The organism is Streptomyces sp. A5-4 (genome assembly GCF_051131715.1).
Classification (GTDB): domain Bacteria; phylum Actinomycetota; class Actinomycetes; order Streptomycetales; family Streptomycetaceae; genus Streptomyces.
Genome location: NZ_CP178591.1, coordinates 2,705,566 through 2,725,315, shown reverse-complemented (window position 1 = coordinate 2,725,315; position 19,750 = coordinate 2,705,566). Strand labels below are relative to the sequence as shown.

30 protein-coding genes are annotated in these 19,750 nt (G+C 66.7%); 11 read left to right on the top strand and 19 right to left on the bottom strand.

The genetic code is table 11. The features are described from left to right. Position 1 precedes the first annotated feature (1 nt). The 17 genes from ACLLJJ_RS12520 to ACLLJJ_RS12440 all read right to left on the bottom strand — a co-directional run bounded on the left by ACLLJJ_RS12520 (position 2) and on the right by ACLLJJ_RS12440 (position 10,936). Positions 2 to 181, bottom strand: coding sequence for a hypothetical protein (locus ACLLJJ_RS12520; protein ID WP_434589990.1), 180 nt, complete (start codon positions 179 to 181; stop codon positions 2 to 4). Positions 182 to 375: 194 nt separating this feature from the next. Next, complete coding sequence (locus tag ACLLJJ_RS12515; protein WP_215147546.1) at positions 376 to 714, bottom strand: phage tail assembly protein; 339 nt, start codon at positions 712 to 714, stop codon at positions 376 to 378. 105 nt (positions 715 to 819) lie between these two features. Further along, complete coding sequence (locus tag ACLLJJ_RS12510) at positions 820 to 1,560, bottom strand: hypothetical protein (RefSeq protein WP_215147544.1); 741 nt, start codon at positions 1,558 to 1,560, stop codon at positions 820 to 822. A 78-nt stretch (positions 1,561 to 1,638) separates the two neighbouring features. After that, positions 1,639 to 2,133: a hypothetical protein gene (locus ACLLJJ_RS12505; RefSeq protein ID WP_215147542.1), complete on the bottom strand. Its 495-nt coding sequence runs from the start codon at positions 2,131 to 2,133 to the stop codon at positions 1,639 to 1,641. Then, positions 2,133 to 2,516, bottom strand: a complete 384-nt coding sequence (locus ACLLJJ_RS12500) for a DUF5403 family protein (protein WP_269288084.1) — start codon at positions 2,514 to 2,516, stop codon at positions 2,133 to 2,135. The genes ACLLJJ_RS12505 and ACLLJJ_RS12500 overlap by 1 nt, the downstream gene beginning before the upstream one ends. Next, positions 2,516 to 2,815: a phage head-tail adapter protein gene (locus ACLLJJ_RS12495; RefSeq protein ID WP_269288086.1), complete on the bottom strand. Its 300-nt coding sequence runs from the start codon at positions 2,813 to 2,815 to the stop codon at positions 2,516 to 2,518. Before ACLLJJ_RS12495 ends, ACLLJJ_RS12500 begins: the two co-directional genes overlap by 1 nt. 32 nt (positions 2,816 to 2,847) lie before the next feature. Continuing rightward, the gene (locus tag ACLLJJ_RS12490) at positions 2,848 to 3,309 is read right to left on the bottom strand and encodes a hypothetical protein (protein ID WP_215147538.1); all 462 of its coding nucleotides are present in this window, start codon (positions 3,307 to 3,309) and stop codon (positions 2,848 to 2,850) included. A gap of 74 nt (positions 3,310 to 3,383) precedes the next feature. Then, positions 3,384 to 4,445, bottom strand: a complete 1,062-nt coding sequence (locus ACLLJJ_RS12485) for a hypothetical protein (protein WP_251065183.1) — start codon at positions 4,443 to 4,445, stop codon at positions 3,384 to 3,386. 78 nt (positions 4,446 to 4,523) lie between these two features. Further along, positions 4,524 to 5,045: a hypothetical protein gene (locus ACLLJJ_RS12480; RefSeq protein WP_269288091.1), complete on the bottom strand. Its 522-nt coding sequence runs from the start codon at positions 5,043 to 5,045 to the stop codon at positions 4,524 to 4,526. A 1-nt stretch (position 5,046) separates the two neighbouring features. Next, positions 5,047 to 6,147 carry a hypothetical protein gene (locus tag ACLLJJ_RS12475; protein WP_269288093.1) on the bottom strand — a complete coding sequence of 367 codons (1,101 nt, stop codon included), beginning with the start codon at positions 6,145 to 6,147 and terminating at the stop codon, positions 5,047 to 5,049. Next, on the bottom strand, positions 6,144 to 7,565 hold the full coding sequence (locus tag ACLLJJ_RS12470; protein WP_434589983.1) for a phage portal protein: 1,422 nt from the start codon (positions 7,563 to 7,565) through the stop codon (positions 6,144 to 6,146). Before ACLLJJ_RS12470 ends, ACLLJJ_RS12475 begins: the two co-directional genes overlap by 4 nt. A 33-nt stretch (positions 7,566 to 7,598) precedes the next feature. Next, positions 7,599 to 8,600 (bottom strand): terminase, encoded by a 1,002-nt coding sequence (locus tag ACLLJJ_RS12465; RefSeq protein ID WP_434589980.1) that lies wholly within the window; start codon positions 8,598 to 8,600, stop codon positions 7,599 to 7,601. 37 nt (positions 8,601 to 8,637) lie between these two features. Further along, on the bottom strand, positions 8,638 to 8,793 hold the full coding sequence (locus ACLLJJ_RS12460) for a hypothetical protein (RefSeq protein ID WP_434589977.1): 156 nt from the start codon (positions 8,791 to 8,793) through the stop codon (positions 8,638 to 8,640). Between the two features lie 179 nt (positions 8,794 to 8,972). After that, the gene (locus ACLLJJ_RS12455) at positions 8,973 to 9,260 is read right to left on the bottom strand and encodes a hypothetical protein (protein ID WP_269288098.1); all 288 of its coding nucleotides are present in this window, start codon (positions 9,258 to 9,260) and stop codon (positions 8,973 to 8,975) included. 40 nt (positions 9,261 to 9,300) lie between these two features. Further along, positions 9,301 to 9,729: a hypothetical protein gene (locus ACLLJJ_RS12450; protein ID WP_269288100.1), complete on the bottom strand. Its 429-nt coding sequence runs from the start codon at positions 9,727 to 9,729 to the stop codon at positions 9,301 to 9,303. A 327-nt stretch (positions 9,730 to 10,056) separates the two neighbouring features. Next, entirely contained in the window at positions 10,057 to 10,404 is a 348-nt protein-coding gene (locus tag ACLLJJ_RS12445; protein WP_269288102.1) for a DNA (cytosine-5-)-methyltransferase, read from the bottom strand. Between the two features lie 64 nt (positions 10,405 to 10,468). Further along, positions 10,469 to 10,936, bottom strand: a complete 468-nt coding sequence (locus ACLLJJ_RS12440; RefSeq protein ID WP_269288104.1) for a DNA cytosine methyltransferase — start codon at positions 10,934 to 10,936, stop codon at positions 10,469 to 10,471. A 496-nt stretch (positions 10,937 to 11,432) separates the two neighbouring features. On the opposite strand from ACLLJJ_RS12440, the gene ACLLJJ_RS12435 reads away from it, so the two are divergent. The 9 genes from ACLLJJ_RS12435 (at position 11,433) to ACLLJJ_RS12395 (ending at position 16,537) form a co-directional block, all read left to right on the top strand. After that, on the top strand, positions 11,433 to 11,807 hold the full coding sequence (locus ACLLJJ_RS12435) for a helix-turn-helix domain-containing protein (RefSeq protein ID WP_331284318.1): 375 nt from the start codon (positions 11,433 to 11,435) through the stop codon (positions 11,805 to 11,807). Between the two features lie 798 nt (positions 11,808 to 12,605). Beyond that, positions 12,606 to 13,043 (top strand): hypothetical protein, encoded by a 438-nt coding sequence (locus ACLLJJ_RS12430; RefSeq protein ID WP_269288106.1) that lies wholly within the window; start codon positions 12,606 to 12,608, stop codon positions 13,041 to 13,043. A 140-nt stretch (positions 13,044 to 13,183) separates the two neighbouring features. Next, positions 13,184 to 13,831, top strand: coding sequence for a hypothetical protein (locus ACLLJJ_RS12425; protein ID WP_269288108.1), 648 nt, complete (start codon positions 13,184 to 13,186; stop codon positions 13,829 to 13,831). Positions 13,832 to 13,898: 67 nt separating this feature from the next. Then, the gene (locus ACLLJJ_RS12420; protein WP_434589971.1) at positions 13,899 to 14,303 is read left to right on the top strand and encodes a GNAT family N-acetyltransferase; all 405 of its coding nucleotides are present in this window, start codon (positions 13,899 to 13,901) and stop codon (positions 14,301 to 14,303) included. A gap of 22 nt (positions 14,304 to 14,325) precedes the next feature. Next, positions 14,326 to 14,652, top strand: coding sequence for a hypothetical protein (locus ACLLJJ_RS12415; RefSeq protein ID WP_434589968.1), 327 nt, complete (start codon positions 14,326 to 14,328; stop codon positions 14,650 to 14,652). 100 nt (positions 14,653 to 14,752) lie between these two features. Beyond that, on the top strand, positions 14,753 to 15,292 hold the full coding sequence (locus tag ACLLJJ_RS12410; RefSeq protein ID WP_269288114.1) for an antirestriction protein ArdA: 540 nt from the start codon (positions 14,753 to 14,755) through the stop codon (positions 15,290 to 15,292). A gap of 29 nt (positions 15,293 to 15,321) precedes the next feature. Then, complete coding sequence (locus tag ACLLJJ_RS12405; protein WP_434589966.1) at positions 15,322 to 16,062, top strand: DUF2786 domain-containing protein; 741 nt, start codon at positions 15,322 to 15,324, stop codon at positions 16,060 to 16,062. Between the two features lie 74 nt (positions 16,063 to 16,136). After that, positions 16,137 to 16,391: a hypothetical protein gene (locus tag ACLLJJ_RS12400; protein WP_269288117.1), complete on the top strand. Its 255-nt coding sequence runs from the start codon at positions 16,137 to 16,139 to the stop codon at positions 16,389 to 16,391. Next, the gene (locus tag ACLLJJ_RS12395) at positions 16,391 to 16,537 is read left to right on the top strand and encodes a hypothetical protein (RefSeq protein WP_434589963.1); all 147 of its coding nucleotides are present in this window, start codon (positions 16,391 to 16,393) and stop codon (positions 16,535 to 16,537) included. The genes ACLLJJ_RS12400 and ACLLJJ_RS12395 overlap by 1 nt, the downstream gene beginning before the upstream one ends. A gap of 39 nt (positions 16,538 to 16,576) precedes the next feature. Here ACLLJJ_RS12395 and istB read toward each other — a convergent pair whose 3' ends face one another. Together istB and istA are read right to left on the bottom strand one after the other, a co-directional pair. Then, positions 16,577 to 17,407 (bottom strand): IS21-like element helper ATPase IstB, encoded by an 831-nt coding sequence (gene istB, locus ACLLJJ_RS12390; protein WP_267719259.1) that lies wholly within the window; start codon positions 17,405 to 17,407, stop codon positions 16,577 to 16,579. 75 nt (positions 17,408 to 17,482) lie between these two features. Continuing rightward, positions 17,483 to 19,024, bottom strand: a complete 1,542-nt coding sequence (gene istA / locus ACLLJJ_RS12385; protein ID WP_283472000.1) for an IS21 family transposase — start codon at positions 19,022 to 19,024, stop codon at positions 17,483 to 17,485. Between the two features lie 291 nt (positions 19,025 to 19,315). On the opposite strand from istA, the gene ACLLJJ_RS12380 reads away from it, so the two are divergent. Together ACLLJJ_RS12380 and ACLLJJ_RS12375 are read left to right on the top strand one after the other, a co-directional pair. Continuing rightward, a complete protein-coding gene (locus ACLLJJ_RS12380; protein ID WP_269288119.1) occupies positions 19,316 to 19,501 on the top strand; it encodes a hypothetical protein in 186 nt (61 codons plus the stop codon). 14 nt (positions 19,502 to 19,515) lie between these two features. Continuing rightward, entirely contained in the window at positions 19,516 to 19,740 is a 225-nt protein-coding gene (locus ACLLJJ_RS12375; protein ID WP_269288121.1) for a hypothetical protein, read from the top strand. The last annotated feature ends 10 nt before the right edge of the window (positions 19,741 to 19,750 follow it).

Here is a 19,750-nt window from a genome sequence, read left to right as displayed (position 1 = left end):
CTTACCTCCGCTGGAAGTGCTTGTAAATCTCCGCGACGGAGCGCGGCTTCTTGGCCTTCTTCTTCTCGGCCTTCTTCGCCTGCGGTCTCGGGTACTGCGGGATTTTTGGGGCCTTGCCCTTGCCCCACTGGCCGGTGGCGCGGGTGTTTTGATTAATTGAGTCGAAGAGGTCGGCCGACAAATGCCGGTCCTGACCCCAGCCGAAATGCTCACGGCCGCCAGACGCGAGGGCGACGGTAAGGCAGGTATCGGGAAGCCTCTGCACGAGCAGAAGGACGAGAGCGGGAGAAGGGCCCCGGCCTGCGATCACCTCGGACAGGTCAATTCCGAAGTGGAAAAGCAGATCCGGGTAAAGGCCCTCTCCGTACTCGTCGATCAGCCCTGCGAGGCCGAGGCTTCCCCCACCTGAGTGCTCTCGCCGTAGTGGCCGAAGATTTCCGCGAGGATCGCGAGGTCGCCGTCCACCTCGTTAAGGAGGTTCTGTGCTGCCTTCTCGGACGCGGCGATGGTAAGAATGGCCTCCGACAGAAGCTCAGCCTGGTCGGATTCCTCCTTGCCCATCTGCTCCTGAAGGGACATCAGCACATCGCGCCGGGCCTTGGGCAGGCGCAGCGGGTTGAGGAGCCGTACCGTGTCGTCGCCGACCTGAATATCAGTGCTGCCGTACTTGCGCTCCGCGGCGGCACGGATGTCGTCAAGAGAGAAAGAAGCCATGGGGTTGCGGACCTCCGGAAAGAAAGTGGGAAAAGGGAGCGGACCGAGAGTGAGAAGCCCGGCGCGGGCGGGTCCGCAATGCGCCCGCGCCGGGAGTTGGGGGGATCAGGTGGCGGTGCCGGCGGCCCAGACCGTGGTGTTCCAGTACGCCTTCGAGCCGTCGCCGAGGTTCACGTGCTGACCCGTGGTCCACTTCGTGGTCGGGGTCGCGATCACGCCGGCCAGCGCGGCCAGGTTGGCCGGGACGACAGCGCCTTCCGGAGTGAAGGAGCCCGGAGATCCAGCAGTCGCGCCGGTCGCCAGAACCCCGCCCAGGGGCGTGATCGCGTACGTCCAGGTGTTGTTTCCGTGGACCATGGGCTTGACGCCGATCGGCAGTCCGGCGAGAGACTCTGTGTCCGAGATCGCCATGTCGTCAGCCCGGTAGACTTCCGCGCGAGGAGCGTAGAAAGCGAAATGATTGTCGCCGTCCACGAATACCGCGAGGAATGCGGACTGAGTCGGCTCGGGGTTGGTCGGGACACCAACGGAACCGTCGGGCAGAATCGGAGCGTTGGAACCGAAGTAGAGCTTCAGGCCAGCAGTATCAAACTGCTGCAAAGTGAAAGTCATGGTTTCGGTTCGGGCGCTGTACTTCGTGCGGAGAGACTTGTTCTGAAGGCTTCCGATTGTGGTCGCCTCGCCACCCTCGGAAGTGATTCCGAAGATGTCTTCGAGGGAGGTGTGACCGACGTTCTGCCACGGACTGAGTGGCGTCAGAAGGTCCGCCGGCATGGTCGTGCCGACAGGGGCCGTCAGGTAGTTGCCACTGCCTACGACGAGGGTGGCCAGGTCATTGATCGCCAAGAGGCTGAATCCTTACTCGCGCACGCAAAAGGCCCGGCACCCCGCGAATGGGGTCCGGGCCTTGCGTGTTGGGAACTGTCAGGGGGTGTAAGGGCGAGTCCGCGGCTTGCGGATCTGCACGTCGTAGATCGACTCGTAACGCCATACGCCCGTAGGGAGGTCGGCGTACTGGACCGGGCCGGTAGCCGTCGCCCAGTCGGTCGCTCGTCTCGGCGCGGAATTCAGATCCACGCGGATGATGTGGCCCCGGCGGGGATAGACCTTTTGATTCAGCCAGGCATTCCGCAGGACGACGCGCACGGCCTCGGAGAGGATCGCGGCGTCTTCGTCGCCATTGGGGTCCGGCACGAAGCAGTTGATGACGACGCGGGCCGCATCTGTGAAGCGGGTGTCGCCCTGCCATTCACCCCACGTCGGGTCGCGGCGGACCAGGACGAGAGGGAACTCTTCGTGAAGGTCAACCAGCGACTTCACCCGGACTCCGGGGAGGCCCTCGCGAAGTACGGCGAGAAGGAGATCCTCAACCGGTGACAGCTCTGCCATGGCCTTGATGTGGTCGGGGAGTCCTGCCATCAGTCGAGGTGCACCTTCCCCTTCCGCTTCTTGGGGAGGTTCGCGGCGCGGGCCAGGATGAACAGGCCGTCAGCCGCCGGGATGATGTCCAGGTAGGTCTGACCGTTCTTGTCCTTGCGAACGATGAACTGCTCAGCACGGCCGTACTCGATCGACAGGGCGGCCTTCTTGCCTCGCTCGTCGTCGAGAACCACGTACTTGTCGACATCGCCGTCCACCACGTCGATGGTGGCGTGGCCTTCCTGGCGGTGCTGGAGAAGCAGAGCCTCGGCCCGCGCAGCGATCTCGAACCGCGCCTCGTCGAGCGCGTCCTGCACGCCGGGCAGGGTGGCGATGTACCTCTCCAGCTTGAGTCGGCCCACCTTGTCTTCGATCTTCGCCATCAGGGCCGCTCCCGTATGTCGATGCTCCAGTGACGGGTCCGGCGGGAACCGTGGTGGTAGGCGGGCGGCGTCGCGATGTCCCACATGCGGCCCTGGTACTCGACGCGGGACCACAGGGTGACGCCCTCGACATGGGCGTCCACGATCATGCGAGTGACGTTGATCTGCTGCTGGCCGGGAACCTCGGCCTTGCCGCTGCGCTGGGGGATGAAGGCGGCCTTGACGGTGACGGGGTTGCTCTCGTCCACGGCGATGACCGTGTTGCCGCGCCGGTCGACGGTCTCGGTTGTCCGCCACACGCGCGCGGTCTGGCCTCGTCTCCGTTGCACGCTCACCAGGGGCCCTCGTTCCCGAACAGGGGGAAGGGCGAGGCGGGGGAGTAGTCGACGGGTACGAGCCCGCTGGTGTCTGCCCGCTGCGGCTTCGTGCCCCAAGCGGAGACGACCACGCTGGTGATGCCGCGCTTGCGGCCGGCAAGCTCCTCCAGGAGCCGGATCTCCTCACGCGTGAAGTAGACGCTGCCCGCGTCCCGGCCATGGGCGTCTGACCAGGCGAGCGTCTCGTCCCCGGCCCGGCTCTGCGTGTAGCCGTTCGGGTTGCGCAGGTACCTCGCCGCGGCCTTCAGGACCAGCGTTCGGACGAGGCGGGGCGGGGTGGCCTCGGGCCAGTCGCGGCCATAGGTGGCCGCAAGGTCGGAGGCGTCTTCCAGCGCCCCTTCCGCGATGCGCAGCTCGTCCGCGTCCGGCTCCCAGTCGAGACGGCCCTTCAGCTCGTCGAGAGTGGCGTAGGCCATCGCTCGACCTCCTTTCCGAAAGGCCGGCAGGCCGCGCTCCCTGGTTGTTCCAGGTAACGCGGCCTGCCGTCTCATCAGGCGTTGGCCGGGTCGGTCTCTGCCTTCATGCCGGTCGGGGTCCACACCTTCGCGTCGGAGACGCCGGTGATCACGGCCAGCTCGGACGCGGCAGCCGGGTAATCGGACTTGCCGTCGAGCGTGAGCCTGATGCCGCGCACGAAGTGCTCCTGAGTGGAGACGATCTCCTTCTCGTTGACCTTGTCCCAGCCCACCAGCACGTCAGGGACGCTCCGGAAACCGGCGTAGGTGTTCACGACGGAGCGGTCCTGCATGTAGAGCGGGTCGTAGTCGCGGACCCACCGCAGGGCGATCGACTCGAAGGAGGTGGTCGCGCCGTACGGAACCGACTGCGGCACAGAGGGGGCACCGGAGAGGAAGATGAAGCCGGACGAAGTGAAGGCGTAGGCCGCGTCTGCCGGGATGGTCTGGTCGACGACGATGTTGAAGCCGAAGCGCTGGCCGATTGAGGCGGTACGGAGCGCGGTCTCGGCCTCGGAGTCACCGACGTTCTGCGCCAAGTTCAGCTTCTCGTCGCTCAGGAGAGCCGACTCGAACTCGGTACCGACCAGGAGGTAGCGGCCTTCCTTCGGGGCGTGGAAGGCGTTGAGCACGCGGCGGGCCTCGATGAGGGCGCCGCGAAGGGCCTGACCGGCGTTGCCGATGGTGACGTTGTACGCCTGGCTGGTCAGCATGTTGACCGCCCGGCGCTGAAGACCGCGAGCGATGGCCTTGGACTGCGGGCGCAGGAGCTTCGACCAGTTGTCGATGTCGAAGTCGTTCTGCTCATCGGTCAGCTTGACGGCCGAGTAAACGTTTCCGCCGAAGGTCACAGCGAGGGTCCGCTCCGCGTACTCGTCGAAGACGATCGGGTTGGAGCGGTCGTTACGCCACGCGTAGTCGTGGAACGGCAGGATGCCTTCGACCTTCATGGAAATGGTGTCGTTCTCGGCGCCCTTGAACTGGTCGACGCCCTGCTTGGTGAACAGGTTGGGAATGAGAAGCTCCTGCTCCAGCATTCCGACAGCCGCGTTCACGAGCTTCTGGGGCTTGACTACCTGGTGCTGTGCGGTGGGCAAGGGTGCTACCTCCGGGGGGCATGAAAAAACCCCCGGCTGGTCAGCGCGGGGGTTGAGTAAGGGGGGTCATCGGGGGCGCTAGAAGCGCCTGGTGCGCCGCGCGAGCTTGCGCGGGTCCATCTCTCCGTCGTCCTCGTCGGACGGGTCCAGCCCGCCACCGAGGGCAGGCGGAGGCACAGGGGTGAGAAGCGACTGAAGGGCCTTGGCGTCGGCTTCCAGCTCCTCGGGAGTCGTACCGCGCAGCCGTCCCGCCAGAGCCTCGGGCAGGTCGAACTTCCTGGCCACCGTGGCGACGACGAGCGAGTGCTCCAGCTCGGCGTTCTTGGCCTTCACGTCAGCAAGGGCGGCCTCGAAATCCTCCGGGCTCTTGGCGCCGGACAGCTTCGTCTCGGCGTCCCGCAGTCGCGTGCGGTAGCCAGCGGCCTCGCCTCGGACCTTGGCCAGCTCCTTGCGTGCCCAGTCGGGCAGCGCCTCTTCCTCGCTCGTGGGCTCGCCGCCGGCACCGCCCTTGTCGTCCGGCTTCTCACCGGGCGGGGCTACCTCGCCAGCAGGCGGGGCGGGCGGATTCTCGGCCGTGGCCTCGGGCTTCTCTTCGGGCACTTCACGCCTCCGGGGTCGTGTCAGTGGGGGGCCGCGCCTCCTGGGCTGCGGCTCTGTGCTGCTTGCGGATGAACCGGCGCCAGACGGTGATCGCGTCCTTGCCGGTGTGGCCCTTCGTGACCTGTGGCCACAGGGCCTCGTACTGCCGCGACAGGGCGGTCAGCTCGCTCGACTGGTACTGATCCCGGTTCCAGACCGGCATCGCGTAGCAGTTGCAGTTGTCGTGGTAGCGGTCGCCGTCGTTGAACGTCGCGGACTCGCGGCTCTTGTAGACCGGGCCTCGGCTGATCAACATGGCGCACCAGCCGCACGGGGTTCCCGTCCGCGACAGGCGTACATAGCCGAGGGCCCGCCGGTCGCGAGACATGTGCGCCCAGTTCGATGACCGGCCGCCGTTCATTGCGACACGGGCTGCGGCTGCGGCCTGCTGGGAACCCGCCTGGCGGTGGGCGTCGTCGGGGTCGGCGTCCTCGACGGTTAGACGACGGTCGAGGTTCGCGGGGCCGAGGGCCTCAAGCACGATCCGAAGCTCGGCCTCGGCCTCGCGCTCGATCCGCTCCTCTTCCTCGCGGAGCCCTTCCAGCTCCTCGACGAGAATGCGGTCCCAGTCGGGCTCGTCCTCCTGGTCGTCGCTGTCGGGACCGGGATCGTTGCTGGGCGCCTGGCCCGGCTCGTCCTCGCGGTCTTCCTCGACGACCGGAGCGGGCGAGGCTTTCCCGTTCTCGACGGTCGCGGCCTCACCCACCGGTTCAGCCGGCGGGCGGTAGGAGGCCGCCAGTTCCGCGAACTCCCGCCGAAGGTCGGCCAGCGTCACGTAGGTGGGCTCCGGGTGATAGGGGTCAGCCGTTGTCTTCCCGGTCTGGAGCGCCCGCGCGAGCCTGTAGTAGGCCCGTGCGAGATCACGCGACTGGCGTCGCCGCCCCATGACGAGCGTGATGGCCCGGCGCAGCCAGGAGCCCGCCGTAGCCGCTCGCCTGTCGATCGGAACATCCGCCCACAGGGCCATCGCCTCAGCTGTGGTCTTCGCTCCGACCTGGGTCAGCGCAACATGGAAGGCAGCCGAGACCTCGTCCGTCTCGGCCTGCCTCTTCGTGCGCGTCACGCTGCCGCCGGAAGCGATTCCGCGGCGACCGGTTCAGCGGTTGCCCGCGTCAGCGCGGAAGCGAGCTGACCGACGGAGTCTTCCTCCTCGGCAAGCTCGTCCCACTCGTCCAGCTCGGTCTGAGTGACCTGCGGGACACGCTTCCACAACCCCTTCGCCGGGATGCCGAGCTGCTCGCGCAGCTTGCCCAGCGCGTCAGCGGCCTGCGCAAGGGAGCGCTGCTCCATGTCACGCCACAGGACTTCGCCCGTGAAGTCGTCAGCCGCCGGCAGCTCTTCGAGTTCGGCTGCCAGCCTGAACACCCTCTCCCACGCTTCGCCGAACAGGGTCCTGAACTCCTGGATCTTGCGGCTCAGAGCGGTCTCGGCGGCCTGAAGGGCCTCGGCCGAAAGGTTGGCTATCTGACCCAGCAAATGATGAGGGGGTACCTGCGCGCACGCACTGAGGTGCCGGATGCTCATGTCGATGCTCTCGATGAACCCCGACAGGGGGGTTTCGTCGAGGCTTCCGAAGCGAACGTCCGGGTCCTCCGCGAACAAGAATCGCTTCGCGTTGTGGTTGATCGGCAGGGGGATCGCGTTGCCCTGGGCGTCGTAGACGATCTCGCCCGTCTCCAGGTCACGCTGGACTGGCGGAGCCATGCCCGTAGCCGTCCTGACCTTCACCGAGGCGTAGGTCTGGGCGACGAGGAGATCGAACACGGTTTGATTGATCCGGTTTTGCAGCGGGATCATCGGCTCGACCACACCGACCGTTCGGCCTTCGAGGTCGACCGACGCGGCGAATCTCGTGACCGGGCATTCCGAGGCGCCGTGGCGCTTGCCGTTGCCGACACGGACGCCGTCTTCGTCGTCCAGCGCCTTGAACGTGACCCCGTACTCGAAGTGGCTGTCCCACATGCGGGCCCGGCCGGGCTTGTCACCCGAGGGCCAGGCCGTCACGGTCACCGCGGAGTGCGGGGTGTCATCGTTCGCAGGGTCCTCGTACAGTGCCGCTGTACGGAGCGCACTCAGGCCCTTCGTGAGGACGAGACCCTTCACGCGCTCAGTCAGGGTGAAGGCGTGCCCGTACGTCAGCGCACCCTTGTAGACGGCCGACTGCCGTGCGTCGAGGCGGGACCGCTGCCAGTGCCGCCACTGCGGAGAAGCGAGGTCCGTCGCCGCGCCCTGGCCCTCGTCGTCACCCGCGCGGTAACCGTCCACATAGAGGGCTTGCGCTGGTGTGTTGACCAGGAGCGGGGTCCAGTTCGAGACGGCCCTCTTCGCGAGGAGCCGGTACTCGTCGTCCGCCATCGCCGGCATGTACGGATCGTCGTGCCGCCCGTGAAGGTAGTCGTCGATCCGGGTCAGCCGGTCCTTGTCCCTGCTGAGGATGGCGAGGAGCTGCACCGCAAGGGCGGCAGGCGTGGGGTCGGCCATGGTCTCACCACCCTTGGGTCATTGTTTACACTGCTACAGGAAGAAGCCCCGGCCGGTCCGCTTGCGGACCCGCTTGCCTCGGGCTCGGAGATCGATGAGGGCCTCGTGCGCGAGCATGAGCGCCGCGTACAGGTCGACCTTCTTCGGGGACTCGCGGCTCTCCTTGCCGAAGGAGAGGCCGAAGTTGTTGCTTCGCCGCCGCGCGTTCAGCACGTGCCGGCGCAGCTTGCGGTCCCCGTCGTGAACGATCTTGCGGTCCAGAACCGAGCGAACGAGCCGCTCGTGCGCCATGGTCGAAGCCTTCAGGCTCGACCGCATGTCCCAGCCGATCGCGTCCTTGCCCGGCGCCTTCACGGCCAGGCCCTCGCCGTACGTCTCGGACCACTCGCTGATGTAGCTCTCCCAGAGAGCCACGTCGGCGTACATGCCCTGCACTTCGAACGCGGCGAACGCCTCGTGAACAGCAGAGTCGACCTGCGCTCGGGGGACTTCCCAGTCCTTCCCGGCCGGGCCGTCCGGCTTCTCCCACAGCCCCAGCACGAAGGCGCACATGTCGCTCACGCGGAGCGCCACCAATGCTGTGGCGTCGTCTCGGAGGCCGCCATCGAACCCGATGGTGATCTCGTCGCCGGCACGGAGCTGCCGGTCGTCGTCCCGCAGGACATCCCAGTCGGCCGGGGAGAACAGGGCGTCCTCGCTGGCCACGATCTGATTCAGCCACATCCGCCGCGAGCGCGACGGAGCGATCGTCGTGTCGAGGATCGACTGAAGGATCGTCTCGACGCGAAGCCAGCTGGCATCGCCGCGAATCTTCGGCAGGACGATCCGAATTGCCTCGGGCGTCAGGGGGGTTGCCGGGTGCGCCTCGATGCTGTCGTACATGAAGCCGATGTCAGCCGCGCGGCCTTCGAGGATCTTCTCGAAAGCCTCGCGCATCTTCTCCGCGACAGAGTCCTCGCCCGGCAGGTAGGCATTGGTGATTGCCAGATAGCGGCTGTCGCGTTTAGTCGCGTTGCCGTCGATCGTGGCGTACATCTTGTCGCCCGAATTGCCGAGAACCCAGTGATGGCTCTCATTGAGAACTACGAACGTGGACCGCTAAGGACCGCGCCCCTTCCAGGGCGCGATAACTACTTGTCACCGCCTCAAGGCGCTGACGGCCGCCGTTCGCACGCATCAGTTCGGCACCGGCCTTGATGCCGTACGTCTCGATGAGCCTGTCGCTCATGAGGCTCGGCATCAGAGTCATGGTGTTGCGGGTCTGATCGCGGCTAACTGCCGCTACCTGAACCCATGCCTGCGGGTGTGGAACTCCGACCGGCTGTCCGTTCTCATCCCAATGCGAGAAGCGACTCGGTCCTACGAACTCAACGAGGCTGATGACGGCAAGGAGGGGGTCCTTGCCATTCAACCCCAGCCCTTGAGGCGCTGGAGAACACCTTTTCGGTAAACGAATCGACCGTTCTCGTCGACCGCGTACCACCAAAGCGTCCAGCGCAATTGCTCGCGAGTGAAGCGCCAGGGCCCGCCGTCCTCGGCGCGCAGATATTCCGCGCACCATCCGGCGACCTGCCACCCGAGCGTGTGCTCGGGCAGCAACCAGGACCCGTCCGGGGCCTGCTGCCATGTGGGGCCGAGGAAGCTCGGCTCCAGGGCGTCAATCTCTTCTGCTGTAAGGGCTGAAATGGGACTCACCTCCCCTCGGTGATCGGTCCGCCTGGCGTAGGCATTGACCTCACTCGGCGAGTCCGAGGTCCTTCTTGTAGTCAGCGATGGCGAGCACGGCCGCGGACTGCTGTTCTGGCTCAGGCTCGTGCAGCTCGACACGCACGCGGCGCCGGTCGCCCTCGGCGACGAGCAGCCGCTCGAATGCGCTGTAGATGGTCTGGAGCATCTGGCCCGACCTCTTCCCCGACTTCTTGTAGAAGGAGAGGTCTTCGCAGAGGGAGTAGGCGAGCGCCCAGTCCGAGTCCTGGTAGAAGTCGGCCTGGCCGCTCGACTTGAGCGAGTCCCACAGGCGCTTCGCGATGGGGTGCCAGGAGCGATCGGCGTTCGGGATCTTCGTGGGCCTGGCGACGCCTCGCGTCACAGGCTGCACGTCTCCACCCTTGCGCTCGCGCGGGCGGGCGAGGTCATCCTCGCGGTTCGGCACAGGGCCGGGCATAGCTCACCTCCTAACCGATCAGGCCGGGGTGAGCCTCCGTCCTGCGGAACTTGCGGTCGTTGCGTCGCCGCTTCGCGGCAAGAGCGAGGGCACCCTCGCGTGAGGACTTGGCCTGGTGATGAAACCCGCAGAGCGCTCGAAGGTTGGTCTCTCGATGGTCATCACCAGGCACGATGTGGTCCACGTCGGTGGCGAGTTCCTCGCACCGCTGCCCATACTGATCACGGGAAGTGCAGCGGTTACCGTCCCGCCGGAGCACGCGGAGTCGGATACGCGGCCAGTCGGCCGGCAGGCGTTCACGCCTGTCTGAGGAAGCCCAGTTCGGCATCACGCCCCCAGGTCGAGAAGTGCGGCGAACGCCGTCGATGCCTGCTGGGGGACGACCCCGTTCCCGAGGGTCTGGAGCTGCTGTCCGCGCGTGAGGCCGGGGATCGCGGTGACGTGTCCGAGGGGGAGGCCCATGAGCCACTCGACCCACTCGGCCGTGACGCGGGGCCCGCCCTTACGCCCGACCTCTGTGGGCGGGGGAGCGGCTCGTCCGGTGACGCTCTCCCACTGCCGGATGGAGGGGAGGTACTCGCCCCACCAGTGGGCGGGGGAGTGCGGACCGTCGACCGCGGACTCGGGTTGCCGGCCTTCCCGGATCGCTTCCGAGTAGGGGAGGAGGTAGCACACCTCGTCATCGAGGGTCGGCCCGTGGCCGCCAGCTCGGCGTTCGGCAGGCGGCCGGGCGCCGCCGTTAGACCCCAGGTTCGAGGTCGGAGTCTTCAGGGGTCGCGATACAGAACCACCGGTCACGGAGGTGAGGGGCTTGAGCTGCGGTAGCTCGTACGCACACCCACCGCGCGCTGTACCCGATCTCGGCCAGGTCACCGAGGACGACGTTGAGGCCGCGCGTCCGGAGATTCGAGACGTTCTCCAGGAAGACGAGCTTCGGTCGAATGACGCGAATCGCGTCAACGACGTTGACCCAGACTCCAGAGCGAGTGCCTCGAATTCCAACTCGGTTCCCCGCAATCGAGATGTCCTGGCAGGGGAAACCTGCGGTGATCACGTCGACTAGGCCGACGAGCTGTGTCCAGTTGATCTCGCGGATGTCACCGAGGTTCGGCGCGTCCGGGTGCCTTTCGGCGAGGACTGCGCTCGGGCCTGGGGCACTCTCCGCGACGTACGCGATTCGCCCGCTTACCAGGGGAGCGACAGCCATTCCAAGTCCGCCGTACCCGGCACACAGTTCGAGGATCTTCAGGCGGACCCCCTACGCGAAAGCCGTACTTACGTGAACGCGTCTTCCTTTAGTCGGCCCCTTCGGGGCCCAGACTACAATTCACATATACGCAAATACGCAAGGCGTCTTCATGCTGGCGAGCCCCGAAGGGGCTCAAGTCTTGCAAGCCTCGCGACTTACGTACTTACACTTATAAGTCGCTAGTCGATCTTGATTCCGGAAAGACGAAACCTTGTGACTCCAGTCACACCTTCGGCGGCGCCCGCAGGGCGACGGCGATAGAGCAGCGGCGAAGGAGAAGTGCCGCCCGAAGGGCGGACAGCGTGAAGACGGCAAGCGGCTGTGCGGCCGGAGGCCGCCCCTTCGCGAAGACTCCTTACGGCCAGCGGCAAGGCCGCCGGGTCACCTCGGGAGGACACGAAGGCGCCAGATAGGTGACATCCGGCAGGCGGTTGCGTGTGGCCTCGGCGCAGCAATGCAGAATGCTTTCAGCGAACCTGATCACGGCAGGCTGCCATCCGGCAGAGCCCTGGGAGCCGGAGGCGCACGACCAGTGGCGGCGAACACCGATACCCCTGCCAGTGGACGGCACCCGGGAGCCGAACTCCGCCGGCTCCGAGAGGCGAGCGGTCTGACCACCACGCAAGCAGCAGATCGACTGTTGGTGTCCCAGAGCAAGATCAGCAACCTGGAGAACGGCCATCGCGCCGCCAACCCCCGCGATGTGCGAGACATGTGCGCGCTCTACGGAGTGACGGACCAGCAGGTCATCGACTCTCTGATGCGGGCCGCTGAGGAGACATGGGGCCGCAGTGCCCGTCATCGCTGGCAGGCTCACTTCGGTCGATGACCCGAATGAGAAGGCTTCATTCGCGTGCAGTGCAGACGGACTCGCTATAGGACCTTCGCACCGCCGCTGACCTGCATAAATGTGCGGCGCAGGGGCAGCCGTGGGGCCGCCTCGTCGACCTTGGAACCGTGGCGGAATCCGAGCTGCTAAGACGTGGCGGCCGGGAAAGCCTCGCCGAATGGGTCATACCCCCACCCCCCGGCCCATGACTGGTCAATGCGGACATGGCATCCTCTTAGGCGCACATCAGGCAGATATCCACAGTTGTGGATATCAACTGCATCACAGCGCATAGGGGCACGTGAGTAGCGGATATGCAGACAAGAGACAGAGCGCCACGTAAGGCCATAGAGCAGTACGCACATGGCAATCCATCGCACAGCGGGCGCGTACGCACGCGCGTAAGAGGCTAAGGACTCCAGCCCTCCCCAGCGGGGCACGGTTGCGGTGCACCCTGGGCAATGTGTTAAGGTGTAGCCACATCGCACCGAACGGACCGGCAACGGGACGGACGGAACGACACGCACAACCGGCAAGACCGCAGCTCACAACGGGGTTGCGGAACAGCCCGGGGATAGTGTTAAGATGTAGCCACATCGAACGGACCACGGTCCGGGGGATCGCCAGGCCAAGGGTCCTGGCGGTAGGACATGGGAGTGCCTACCGCTGACCAGGCCGAATGCGAAACTCCACACGGTGGATGGTGTAAAGTTGGAACCAACGCCGAGCCAAACGGGTCGGCGAAACTCTCCGGCTAGTGTAAACTTTGAACCAGCCGGTTCCGAAAGGTAAGGCCACATGAGCGAGTTCGTCTTCTCCGACCGCGATCGGCAGTACGGCAAGGTCGTAGGGCTCAAGCGGGCGGATGACGACTTCCGGTGCTACCAGTGCGTCGACTTCAGCTTCTACGAGCGGGAGGTCACCGCACGGGATGCAGGGGAGAGGTGCACCTACTGTGCCGGCCCTGTGTTCCTCACGGTCGAGGGCATCGCTGCGATCGAACGGCCGAAGCGTCAGGTCAGCCTTGCGAAGACTGAGGTCCAGCGCTTCCCCCTGCTGACCATGGCCTACAACCTGGGCCGTCGAGCCGAGGACCTGGCCATCGCTCTCGACCGGGCCAACCGCGTCATAGCCCAGCAGGCCGCCGAGATTGACCGCCTGAACGGCATCCAGCCCAAGACGGAAGAGGAGTTGGAGGTCATCTTCATCGCGGTCGACCTCAACGCCCAAGTGTAAACATTGACCCTATCAAGGCGAAACGCCCTGCGGTCCCACCGTCCCCCTGGTCTGGGTGCGGTGGGGGGTGTCGGCGGGAGGTTCGGTGCCTCCCCCCTGACGAGCCAGCCCGTCAGCCATCCTCTGAATTGCGAGGTCCCATGAGTGCGAAGGTTGTCGCCCCGAGCGACGCGAAGTTCAACCTGATGCTGGTGATCGGGCAGCCATACAAGGGCGTCCCCGGAGCTACACAGACCACGTACGTGCAGGAGTACCTCTCCGAGGAGCCGGACGACATCGAGCTGTTCGTGCCCGATGGGTGGGAGCTTCTCGAAAACGAGTCCGAAGAGATCATCCGAGGCGCTCATGACTGCGAGTGCTGCGGAATGCACATCATGAACGCCCATGAGTGCGAAGCCTGCCGGAACGAGGACTGCGACCCGGCCAACTCGTGGCACTGCTTCACGAGTTACTGCGACGGCTCCGGCTGCGCCTTCGAGGGCGAGTGCGAGCCGAGCCATGAGGTCCGGGTCTGGCGCGAGAACGGCGACCTGGTGGGCCTGTGGGAGGTCCAGGCAGAGGGAACCGGCCGAGTTCTCGTGACACAGCGCGAGGGATACGAGCGTGACGCCGAGTCCCGTTTCACCTCGCTGTGGTCTGCCTGGCAGTACGCCCAGGGCTGCGCCGAGATGCACGCCAAGACCCTCCGCGACGAGTGCGAGTGCGGCGAGGACGACTGCGGCGTCCTGCACCCCCACGGGATCTCCGTCCAAGAGGTCACGAGCAACTCAGACCTCGCTCGGGCCTGACCTCTCCCGGCCGCCCCTGTCCACACAGGGAGAGGAGGGGGGCGGCCCCATCGCACAAGGACGCCACATGTCGATCAAGCACACCCCGAGCCACGAGCCCGCCTGGGTCGGCGCTCTCCGCGAGCGACTCGCCGACTACCCGGCCAAGATCCACATATCCCACGACGGCACGACCGGGCGCCTCGCCCTGGACTTCCTCGTCGTCACCCGCAGCCAGCGCAACAAGGGAGTCGGCACCGCGATCATGCGGGCCCTGGCTTCCGAGGGCGACCGGCACGACGTGCAGATCGCCCTCACGCCCGTCGCCGACTTCGGAGGCAGCGTCACCCGCCTGCGCACCTTCTACCGCTGCTTCGGCTTCATCAGCAACCAGGGGCGCGGCAAGGACTACTCGACGAAGCACACCATGCTCCGCCGCCCGGTCGACCCGTCCGCCAAGTTCCCGACGCTCCGCAAGCTCCTGACTCTCTGACCCCTACGGAACCGAGGAACACATGCCTAAGGACTGCGACTTCTGCAACCTCGCCGGCACAGCCCGATGGCTCTACATCCTGCCGGAAGACCGTCCCGTCGTTGGCCTCGCCAACGATGCAGGGGAAGCGATCATCTTCGACGACGACGGCCGGTGGCACGCCTGCTTGGGCTGCGCCCCACTCGTCGACCGTGAAGACATCCCCGGTCTCCTTCAGCGAGCCGAGCGGCACATGGCCAACGCCTTCCCCGAGATGTTCGGACCGGCGGCCGACGACACCTGGAAGACCATCTCGGCAGCCCGGTACGCCGCCGTGATGGCACCCGGCACCCGCAAGCAGCGGATCTAACCCCCAGCGCAAAGGCGAAACCTCCGAAAGGAGGTCGGCGGTAGGCGGGTCCTACCCCCTGACGAGCCAACCGGCGTCAGCCCGAAACGGAAGAGGACACATGATCACCGCCACCCGAGTGCAGCCCCGCGTCTGGATCGGCTGCCTCGCCTGCTACAACGCCGGTCGCCTGGTCGGCGACTGGTACGAGGCCGACACTGCCGACCTTGTGACCCCCGACGACCTGCACGGCAGATCGACGAGCCACGAAGAGCTGTGGGTGATGGACCACGAGGGATTCTGCGGAGCGCTGGACGGCGAGTGCTCGCCGGATGAGGCGGCCGAGATCGCCGAGGCCCTGGCCGAGCTATCCGAGCACGAGGCCGCCGCCTTCGCGACCTGGGTCGAGGTGTTCGGCGAGCAGTCCGAGCGCACCCACTGGGTCGAGCACTTCAGGGACCAGTACCGCGGATTTCACCAGAGCGAAGCGCACTTCGCCCAGGAGTGGGCCGACGACACCTGCGACCCCGAGGACAAAGAGCGCATGACGCGCTGGCCCTTCAACGAGATCGACTGGGAGCGCGCATCCCACGAGCTGTTCACCGGCGGATTCCACGCCGAGCGCGTTGCCGGCGGCGTCCACGTCTTTCTTCCCCTCTAACCGTCCAACTCGCAGAGATAGGTGTAAACATGGAACCGACGACCGACAGTAAGACGCTTGCCAAGATCAGGGCGATCCTGGCCAAGTCTGAGGACCCGGCTGCCACCCCCGAGGAAGCACAGGCGTACTTCGCCAAAGCCGCCGACCTGATGTCCAAATACGGCATCGAGCGAGCCATGCTCGCCGAGATCCGGCCGGACACCGACAAGCTCTCCGATCGGGTCGTGATCGAGAAGGGCTCGTACCTCCTCGACCGCGTCAACCTCCTCATGTCGATCACTGAGGCCCTCGGCGGCCGGGCCGTCCGATGGCGGATATACGACCGGGAGACCGGCAAGTACGTCCAGAGGGTCAAGCTCTACGGCTACGAGTCCATGCTCGACCGCGTCGAGATGCTCTACACCTCCCTCCTCCTTCAGGCGTTCAACGGCATGAAGCAGGGTCGCCCCCAGCCGGGAGAGTCGACGACCGCCTATCGCAAGACATGGCTGTCCGGCTTCCGCGCCACCGTCAACGCGCGGCTCAGGCAGGCCGAACAAACCGCAGTCGAGGAAGCCGTCCGGCAGATAGGCGGACGCTCGGCCGAGCTGGTAGTCGCCAGCCGCGAAGAGAAGATCCTCGCCGTCTTCAAGGCCCAGCACCCCAAGATCCGCACCTCCCCGATGCGCCGCCTCACCGGCTCCGGCTGGCGCCAGGGTGCCGAGGCCGGAAGACGCGCAGACCTCGGCACCGCGCGCCTCGCGACCTCACGCCAGGCACTCGCCTCCTGACCTCCCAAACATCACCGGCCGCCCCCTGCACACAGGGAGAGCGGGGGCGGCCCCCACCTCGGAAAGAGGCGCATATGAACGAGCAGATCCAGGACTTCGCCCGCAAGGTGCTCGCGATCACCCGAGAGGTTGAGCGAGAGGACTACGACCCCGGCACGCAGGAGTGGTACACCCTGCTGAACCTCTCCCAGACCGCTGCCCGGCTCGTCTACGCCCTGCCGGTCGAGATGCTCCCGCCGGAGGAGGTCCGCCCCGTCAGCGTCTACGAGGAGCGCCTCCTCGACGAACTCCTCGGCATCCTCGCCGACCTGGAGCGGAGGGAGGGCTAGTGCAGGACGCCCCCTACGACATCGTCACGGGCTCGCTCGTCGCGGTGCTGACCCTGACCCTCCTCGGGCACCTGGGACTCCTTGTCCACGGACAGTGGGACATCCGGGTGAGCGGACAGTTCAGGTCCTCGTGTGCGGACAGCTGATCTCCCTGTCCGGTATGACTATTTGTCCCTCGGTCGGGCTCAGGCCAACGGGGTGACACCCTGGCCTGTGGTGGCTTGGGTGAGCCGAAGCGAGGAGCCCTCGGTGAGGATGATGTGGGCGTGGTGCAGGAGCCGGTCGACGGCCGCGGTCGCCAGGGTTTTGGGCATGATCGAATCGAATCCCGAGGGGTGCAGGTTCGAGGTCACGATCACCGAGCGGCGCTCGTATGCGGCGTCGATGACACGGTAAAACGCTTCGGCGGCGGCCTGTCCGGACGGGAGCATGCCGATGTCGTCGACGACGATCAAATCGCACCGGGTGATCTTCGCGATGGCCTTGGTGACGGTGTTGTCGACGGTGGCCCGCCCCAGGTGGGTGGTCAGCGATTCCAGGGTGAACCAGGCGACCTGCATCCCGGCGTCGATGGCCTTGTGGGCCAGGGCCTCCGCCAGGTGGCTCTTGCCCGTCCCCGACGGCCCGGTGACAGCCAAATTCTCCGCGCGGCCGATCCATTCCAGGGTCATCAGTGCGTGCTGGGTGGGCAGCGGGATCGAGGAGTCGGCTTCCTTCCAGGACTCGAAGGTCTTGCCGGAGGGCAGGCCGGCCTGGCGGTGGTGGTTGCGGCGGGTGGCCTCGTTGCGGCCGTGGGCCTCGGCCTCCAGCAGGATCCGCACGACCTCGGCGGGGTCCCAGCGTTGGGCCCGGGCGGTGGCCAGTACGTCGGGGGCCGCCGCGCGGAGGTAGGGGAACCGCATCCTTCGCAGCACCGCGTCCAGCTCGGCCGGGATCGGCGGCGCGAGAGGCGCGGGCGGGACCGGGGACGGGGCGGGGATCAGCTCGGGCGGATCGATGACGGCTGTGGTGGCCATGGGCAACTGCCTTTCCTTGCTGGATGGTTCGGGACTGTCCGTTCCCGGGCCGCTTCGCGGCCCGGGAACGGGGGATCAGGTGGCGGGGCGGCCGAAGTCGGACCAGGCGCCGGTGCCGGGCTGCGCGGAGTGTGCCTCGTCGGCGACGACCAGGTCGGCGGGGCGGGCGGCCTCTTTGCGGTGCTGGACGATGGACATCAGGTCGCCCTCGGCGAAGCGCCGGTTGATGGCCGCCAGTCCGAGTGAGAGGTCGACTTCGGCGGTGCCGACCAGGGCGGCGAGCTCGACGGCGCCCGCCATCTTGACCCGGATCCGGGTGGTTCCGGCCGCGGCGGCCTCGATCAGCCAGGACTTCGCCCCGGGGCCCAGTGCCAGGAAGGCTTCCTCGGCGTCGTTGCCGGGCTTGACCTTGGGCGGGCGCGGGGACCCGTCCATCTCCTGGGGGTGGTCGGGGTAGTGGGCGGTGTCGATGACCGGACGCCCGGGCAGGGCGATCTGGTGCCGGGCGACCTCGGCCAGGCCGGCCGGGCCCTGCATCCACTCGGGGCGGTGGGCGAGCTGGGACAGGTCGCAGACCACGACGAGCTCGTCGCCGTCGACGCGCACCCACGCTTCCTGGCCGACCAGTCCGGGCGGGGTCGAGTAGCGCACCGACCCGAAGCGCACCGTCTGGTCCCGCAGCACCTGCCTCGACTCGCCCAGTGCGAGGGTGTGCGGGCCGGCGGGCAGCGCGTGCAGGCGGGTGCGCTCGATGTCGAGCATGGTGGAAGGGGCCCGGCCGGTCTCACGGTGGACCCGGTTGTTGACCTGTTGGCAGAAGATCGCGCAGGCCCCGCGCAGTTCGGCGAACGAGTCGTAGGCGGGCCGCAGGTTGGCGTCGGTGGGCACCAGGTCGGCCTTCGCGACGCGGACCGTGGCCTCGCTGCCGCCCTTCGATTCGGGGTCGAACGGCACACACGTATGTACTTGAAGGCCGTAGTGCCGTCCCGCGGCCACGATTTGGGGGTGGCGGACCGCGACACCGGCGACCCTGTCGATGGTCACCGTCTTCTCGTTGTCGGTCAGCGCATAGGTCGGCACTCCGCCGATCGCCCGCAGCATCGAGTCGACGCAGGAGATCAGCGTGGGCAGGGTCCGGTCCCAGACCGGGATCACCACCCGGAACCTGGACCAGGCCAGCCATGCGCAGAACAGCAGTGTCACGCGGGGCGCACCGCCGCCGGGACCAGGGACTTTCGGGCCCCATCCCCAGTCGAATTGGACCCACAGCCCCGGCTCGGTGATCCATGGGCGATACGTTCTGCGGTGCCCTGCGTCCCAGCGGCCCTTGGCGACCGCCACCGCCCGGCGCGTGGTGCGTTCATCGCCGGTGAACCCCAGCAGCACCAGGCGCTCGTGGAGCTTGTCCGCGCGGGCCTTGCCTTGCGAACGTTCCACCCATTCCTCGATCTTGGGAAGGAACGGGTCGATCAGCTTCGGCCGCATCACCGGTGCGTCAGATGGCTGACCGGTGTCCCTCATCCGTGCGTACCTGCGGACGGTCTTCGGGTCGACCCCGGCCAGTTGGGCAGCCGAATGCGCACACCCGGTGGCGTCCAGGGCCTCGTAGATTTCCATGATCTCCCTGCAAGACTTCTTCACGGTCCCTCCGGCGCGGTCCAGCTCGTTGTCCTCACACCAGCGAGCAAACCCCCGGAGGGATCACCAGTTCGGTACCTGGGTTCGAAAACACACGAACGGCCGTACCGACAGGGAGATCAGCTGTCCGCCAAGCGGGATCCAAAATGTCCGCCTACAAGGATCTTGCGCTGTCCGCTCTCACTCCTCGGCGTCCTGGCCTGACCCACGCAAGAGGCCGCCTCTCCCCACAGGGAGAGGGGAGGGGCGGCCCTGCCCGAAAGGCTACCCGTGATCACGATCACCTGTGCCGAGTGCAGCAAGGCCCCGTTCGGGGTGACGGTCTCCGGCCTCTTCCGCTGCGACCACTGCGCCTCCGAGATCACCGCCCGCGACCTGGTGCTCGACCCCGGCGAAGTCTGGGCCGTCGACTCCGCCGGCACCCTCGGCTACCTCCCCGCCCCCGACCATCTCTGACCCGAGGACTCCCCATGAAGAACCTTCGCGACCACATCGACCTGACCGACGAGAAGCGGCAGATCGACGCCGACATGAAGCACGCCGTGACCTTGGACTTCGGCCCGTACCTCGGCTACCTCGGCGCCTACGGCCAGACGCTCGACCGCATGGCGGGCGAGTACCGGCAGCACGAGATTGCCCGCCGAATCCTCACCGAGTACGCCGACGAGGCCCTCGACCGCGCCAACGGCAACTGACCCACCCCCC

What these genes read in the sequence shown, in the direction of transcription:
- ACLLJJ_RS12515 (WP_215147546.1), bottom strand. Translation starts at nt 714, where the DNA reads ATGGCTTCTTTCTCTCTTGACGACATCCGTGCCGCCGCGGAGCGCAAG.
- ACLLJJ_RS12425 (WP_269288108.1), top strand. Translation starts at nt 13,184, where the DNA reads ATGAGTGCGAAGGTTGTCGCCCCGAGCGACGCGAAGTTCAACCTGATG.
- ACLLJJ_RS12430 (WP_269288106.1), top strand. Translation starts at nt 12,606, where the DNA reads ATGAGCGAGTTCGTCTTCTCCGACCGCGATCGGCAGTACGGCAAGGTC.
- istB (WP_267719259.1), bottom strand. Translation starts at nt 17,407, where the DNA reads ATGGCCACCACAGCCGTCATCGATCCGCCCGAGCTGATCCCCGCCCCG.
- ACLLJJ_RS12460 (WP_434589977.1), bottom strand. Translation starts at nt 8,793, where the DNA reads ATGAGCGACAGGCTCATCGAGACGTACGGCATCAAGGCCGGTGCCGAA.
- ACLLJJ_RS12435 (WP_331284318.1), top strand. Translation starts at nt 11,433, where the DNA reads ATGCAGAATGCTTTCAGCGAACCTGATCACGGCAGGCTGCCATCCGGC.
- ACLLJJ_RS12415 (WP_434589968.1), top strand. Translation starts at nt 14,326, where the DNA reads ATGCCTAAGGACTGCGACTTCTGCAACCTCGCCGGCACAGCCCGATGG.
- ACLLJJ_RS12490 (WP_215147538.1), bottom strand. Translation starts at nt 3,309, where the DNA reads ATGGCCTACGCCACTCTCGACGAGCTGAAGGGCCGTCTCGACTGGGAG.
- ACLLJJ_RS12420 (WP_434589971.1), top strand. Translation starts at nt 13,899, where the DNA reads ATGTCGATCAAGCACACCCCGAGCCACGAGCCCGCCTGGGTCGGCGCT.
- ACLLJJ_RS12505 (WP_215147542.1), bottom strand. Translation starts at nt 2,133, where the DNA reads ATGGCAGGACTCCCCGACCACATCAAGGCCATGGCAGAGCTGTCACCG.
- ACLLJJ_RS12500 (WP_269288084.1), bottom strand. Translation starts at nt 2,516, where the DNA reads ATGGCGAAGATCGAAGACAAGGTGGGCCGACTCAAGCTGGAGAGGTAC.
- ACLLJJ_RS12375 (WP_269288121.1), top strand. Translation starts at nt 19,516, where the DNA reads ATGAAGAACCTTCGCGACCACATCGACCTGACCGACGAGAAGCGGCAG.
- ACLLJJ_RS12450 (WP_269288100.1), bottom strand. Translation starts at nt 9,729, where the DNA reads ATGCCCGGCCCTGTGCCGAACCGCGAGGATGACCTCGCCCGCCCGCGC.
- ACLLJJ_RS12440 (WP_269288104.1), bottom strand. Translation starts at nt 10,936, where the DNA reads ATGGCTGTCGCTCCCCTGGTAAGCGGGCGAATCGCGTACGTCGCGGAG.
- ACLLJJ_RS12400 (WP_269288117.1), top strand. Translation starts at nt 16,137, where the DNA reads ATGAACGAGCAGATCCAGGACTTCGCCCGCAAGGTGCTCGCGATCACC.
- ACLLJJ_RS12465 (WP_434589980.1), bottom strand. Translation starts at nt 8,600, where the DNA reads ATGTACGCCACGATCGACGGCAACGCGACTAAACGCGACAGCCGCTAT.
- istA (WP_283472000.1), bottom strand. Translation starts at nt 19,024, where the DNA reads ATGGAAATCTACGAGGCCCTGGACGCCACCGGGTGTGCGCATTCGGCT.
- ACLLJJ_RS12410 (WP_269288114.1), top strand. Translation starts at nt 14,753, where the DNA reads ATGATCACCGCCACCCGAGTGCAGCCCCGCGTCTGGATCGGCTGCCTC.
- ACLLJJ_RS12405 (WP_434589966.1), top strand. Translation starts at nt 15,322, where the DNA reads ATGGAACCGACGACCGACAGTAAGACGCTTGCCAAGATCAGGGCGATC.
- ACLLJJ_RS12470 (WP_434589983.1), bottom strand. Translation starts at nt 7,565, where the DNA reads ATGGCCGACCCCACGCCTGCCGCCCTTGCGGTGCAGCTCCTCGCCATC.